This window comes from Pseudomonas sp. KK4, assembly GCF_001984065.1.
In the GTDB taxonomy this organism is placed as follows: Bacteria; Pseudomonadota; Gammaproteobacteria; order Pseudomonadales; family Pseudomonadaceae; genus Aquipseudomonas.
Genome location: NZ_LYVP01000215.1, coordinates 1 through 4,001 on the forward strand (window position 1 = coordinate 1; position 4,001 = coordinate 4,001).

Below are 4,001 nucleotides of genomic sequence, written 5' to 3' on the forward strand. Positions count from 1 at the left end.
CACCTGCATTGACTGAAACGCCGCCTTCGCGAGCAAGCCCGCTCCCACCATTCAAGGCAAACCACCTGCTCCCGCGCGGTTCACCGTCAACCAATCATGATCGCCCCAACCGCAATCACCACACACGCCAGCACCTTGCGCACAGTCAGGGTCTCGCCCAGAAAGAAATACCCGATCAACGCCGCGAACAGCACGCTGGTTTCACGCAACGCCGACACCGCGCCCATCGGAGCGCTGGTCATGGCATAGATGACGATCCCATACGCCAGCAGCGAAACCAGCCCACCGAAAAACGCCGTGGCGAACCCCGGCCGAGGGGTCCATAAACTGCTCGCGCCCCGCAGGCCGATGTACACCGCCGGCATCAGCACGCCCCACAAGGCGCACATCCAGACCGTGTAAGCCATTGGCGCACCAGACAGGCGCGCGCCGATGCCATCGGTCACGCTGTAGGCGGCAATGAAACACCCAGTCCCCAGCGCATAAGGAAGGCTGGGAACAGCAAGCCTGCGCCCTCTGAAGGCCAGGGAAATAATGCCGCCCGAGACCAATACGATGCCCAGCATGGCCGCGAGCCCTACGTTCTCCCCGGCAATAACCGCGGCGCCGACAGTGATCAGAATCGGAGACGAGCCCCGGGATATCGGATAGGTCTGCCCCAGGTCGCCGACCCGGTAGCTGCGCACCAGGAACAGGTTGTAGCCGACATGCAGCACCGCCGAGAGCACCGCGTAGAACCAGCTGGCCTTGGCCGGCGGCGCCAGAAACAGGGCTGTCACGGCGCTGACGATGGCGACCGCCACGCACATGATGGTCATCGACCAGAGCCTGTCGGCCCCGCCGCGCAAGAGCGCGTTCCAACTGGCGTGCAGTAAAGCTGCGAAGAGCACTAATAAAATGATGTGAATCGGCATGACACCTGCCAGGCAATTGCGCACGTTTGACCAAGGCGAGGCCTGTCGATCAGACGCCCGCCTTGGCCAGCATAGACTGCAACAACACATTGGCCCCGGCCGTGGCCCAATGTGGATGGATCTCCTCGGCTTCGTTATGGCTCAGGCCGTTGACGCAGGGCACGAAGATCATTGCAGTCGGGGCCACACGATTGAGGTAGCAGGCGTCATGGCCGGCACCCGAGATCATTGGCCGATGGCTGTAGCCCAAGGCTTCGGCGGACGCTCGCACCACCTCGACACAGTCGGCATCGAAGGCAATCGGCGCGTACTGGAAGATCTGTTTGACGCTGTGCTGCAAGCCGATCTGCCCGGCGATCTGCGCCACGACGGCCTGCAATTGCTGGTTTTGACGCTCCAGCACCGCCTCGTCAGGGTGCCGAAACTCGACGCTGAAGAACACGCGCCCCGGCACTACATTGCGCGAGTTGGGGAAGATGTTGGCCATGCCCACCGTCGCCCGCCCTTCGGCGCCCTGCTCCAGGCCAAGCTGATTGACCGCCTCCACCACCCGCGCGAAACCGAGCAAGGCATCCAGGCGATGATCCATCGGGGTGGTGCCCGCGTGCGCACTGCGGCCGATCAATTCGACTTCGTACCAGCGCTGGCCCTGCGCACCGGTGACCACGCCGATGGTCAGGTCCTGGGCTTCAAGAATCGGGCCCTGTTCGATGTGCAGTTCGAACGCCGCGTGCACCGCTTCGCCGCCCACCGGGTGCGAGCCGGCGTAGCCGATCTGCTCCAGCGCCTGGCCGATGCTGATACCCTGGGCGTCGGTGCGGGACAGGCCGTATTCGAGGTCGAACACCCCTGCATAGACCCCTGAAGAAATCATTGCCGGAGCAAAGCGCGAGCCTTCTTCATTGGTCCAGTTCACCACTTCGATGGGACGCTCGGTCTCGATGCCCAGGTCGTTCAAGGTACGAAGCACTTCCAGGCCGGCGAGCACGCCGTAGATGCCGTCGAACTTGCCCCCCGAGGGCTGCGAATCACCGTGGGAGCCGGTGAGGACCGGGGCCAGGGCATCGTTGCGCCCGGCACGGCGGGCAAAAATATTGCCCATGGCATCGACGCGAATCGTGCAGCCGGCAGCTTGGGCCCAGGCCACGAACAGGTCGCGGCCACGACGGTCTTCGTCAGTGAGCGCCAGGCGCGACACGCCGCCCTTGGCAGTGGCGCCGATCTGCGCCATTTCCATCAACGAATCCCACAGGCGCTCGCCGTTTACCCGTGCCGATGCACTCATGAGCGTGGCTCCGGGGTTTGCGCCTTGGGCTTGGCCCGGTAGCGGAAATCACAGCGCGGTGCCCCGCCCATGATCGTTTGGGTGCGGGTCAACTGGATGTCCGGGTTGTAGCCGACGATGAACAGTTCATCGCGGTTGCACGACAGCAGATGACCGATCTCGCCCAGCCCCATCTCGTGGTACATCTCGGCGTAACGGCAGCGTTTGACGTCATAGTCGTAATGCTCGGCATCGCTGGCGATGATCTCGACTTTCAGCGCATCGTCCTGCTCCCAGAGCACTTGCAGTTCGACGAAGCTTTTCAGGTCGGCGCCCTGCTCTTCCAGCGCGGCAAAATGCTTGCCGGCCTTGATCGCCGCGTTACCGACCGCTTCGCCAATCACCGCGGCGGCGTGCTGCTGGCCGTGTTCGCGCACCAGGATGTCGTAGATCGGCTTGATGATTTCGGCTTCGATCCGCCGCCGGGCGAGGATGCCCAGTTCACCTTCGAGTTTGCTCATTGTGTGCCTCCAGCGGTCGTTTTCGATGCTGGCACACTAAATTTTTATTCTATTTTCATCAACTGTATGAACGACATATGGTTATTCGAATAAATTTATGCGCTGTAAATGCCAGTAACTCGGCATTTACGACACTTTATTTACCGATGATCCTGGTATTTAATTCAACACATGAATAATTTAGAACAGTTAGCCAACGACCCTCCCCTTCGTGCCGTGCGAACCTTCGAAGCCTTTGCCCGCCATGGCGGCGTGAATGCGGCGGCGCGGGAACTGGATGTCTCGCCGTCGGCGGTCAGCCATCAACTGCATTTACTGGAAAGTTTTCTCCAGCAACCCCTGACCTTGCGCCAGGGACGCAACCTGATCCTGACCGATGAGGGCCGCGAGTATTACCGCGCGATCCGTTCGGCCTTCGCGGTATTGCGCAGCGCCACCGAGCACGTGCGGGAAAAAAGCGCCACACGCCAGGTCACCATCAGCCTGATCCCGCTGTTCGGCATCAACCTGTTCATCCCGCGGCTGGCTGAATTCCTTGGCGCCAACCCCGGGCTGGACATCAATGTCACTTACGCCAACCACCGTAGCTATCCCAGCGATGCCGCCGATTTGTCGATTCGCTTCGGCACCGGGCACTGGCCGGGTTATCACAGCGAGCCGCTGATTGGCGGCGCGGTCACCGCTTATTGCAGCCGAGTTTTTTTGCAGCAACACGGCCTCATCGACACTCCCCAGGCGCTGAGTGAATTGCCGTTGCTGCATGATGAAGAACGCGGAACCTGGGGCCAATGGCTCCAGGCCGCCGACGTGCAGCACGCCAGCGCCCTCAACGGCCTGTTGCTGGAAGACGGCCAACTGGCCCTGACCGCCGCCCTCACCGGCCTCGGCTGTGCCCTGTTGCGCGAGCCCCTGGTGGCGCCGCACGTGGCCAGCGGCGAACTGGTGAAGCTGTTCGACCTGACGGTGGACGACGGCCGCCAGTACTACCTGTGCCGCCGCGCCAACAGCGAACTGTCCAGCGACGGCACCCGGCTCCATGAATGGATCCGCCAGCGACTGGCCTCCCTGTAGGAGCGAGCACGCTCGCGATGGTCGTCAACGATGACTCGGGGAGTCTGAGAGCCCGCGGCGGCCTCAGGTTCATCGCGAGCGAGCTCGCTCCTACAGTGGTGGCGTGGGCCTTGTGGGAGCTAGCCTGCTAGCGATGGACGTCAACGATGACGCGGGGAGTCTGATAGCCCGCGGCGGCCTCAGGTTCATCGCGAGCGAGCTCGCTCCTACAGGGTCGGCGCAGGCCTTTGT

At 62.5% G+C, this 4,001-nt stretch carries 4 protein-coding genes; 1 reads left to right on the plus strand and 3 read right to left on the minus strand.

The window, feature by feature from the left end; all coding sequences use genetic code 11:
- Positions 1–86 precede the first annotated feature (86 nt).
- The 3 genes from B0W55_RS28885 to B0W55_RS28895 are packed head-to-tail and all read right to left on the minus strand — an operon-like array spanning position 87 to position 2,699.
- Positions 87–914 (minus strand): DMT family transporter, encoded by an 828-nt coding sequence (locus tag B0W55_RS28885; protein ID WP_077049310.1) that lies wholly within the window; start codon positions 912–914, stop codon positions 87–89.
- Positions 915–963: 49 nt separating this feature from the next.
- Entirely contained in the window at positions 964–2,199 is a 1,236-nt protein-coding gene (locus tag B0W55_RS28890) for a Zn-dependent hydrolase (protein WP_077049311.1), read from the minus strand.
- A complete protein-coding gene (locus tag B0W55_RS28895) occupies positions 2,196–2,699 on the minus strand; it encodes an L-2-amino-thiazoline-4-carboxylic acid hydrolase (protein WP_077049312.1) in 504 nt (167 codons plus the stop codon). Before B0W55_RS28895 ends, B0W55_RS28890 begins: the two co-directional genes overlap by 4 nt.
- Positions 2,700–2,870: 171 nt before the next feature.
- Here B0W55_RS28895 and B0W55_RS28900 point away from each other — a divergent pair, with 171 nt between their 5' ends.
- The gene (locus B0W55_RS28900) at positions 2,871–3,770 is read left to right on the plus strand and encodes a LysR substrate-binding domain-containing protein (RefSeq protein ID WP_077049313.1); all 900 of its coding nucleotides are present in this window, start codon (positions 2,871–2,873) and stop codon (positions 3,768–3,770) included.
- Positions 3,771–4,001: the final 231 nt, after the last annotated feature.

Excerpts from the sequence above, each read along its gene's own strand:
- B0W55_RS28885 (WP_077049310.1), bottom strand. The coding sequence starts at position 914 with ATGCCGATTCACATCATTTTATTAGTGCTCTTCGCAGCTTTACTGCAC.
- B0W55_RS28895 (WP_077049312.1), bottom strand. The coding sequence starts at position 2,699 with ATGAGCAAACTCGAAGGTGAACTGGGCATCCTCGCCCGGCGGCGGATC.
- B0W55_RS28900 (WP_077049313.1), top strand. The coding sequence starts at position 2,871 with ATGAATAATTTAGAACAGTTAGCCAACGACCCTCCCCTTCGTGCCGTG.
- B0W55_RS28890 (WP_077049311.1), bottom strand. The coding sequence starts at position 2,199 with ATGAGTGCATCGGCACGGGTAAACGGCGAGCGCCTGTGGGATTCGTTG.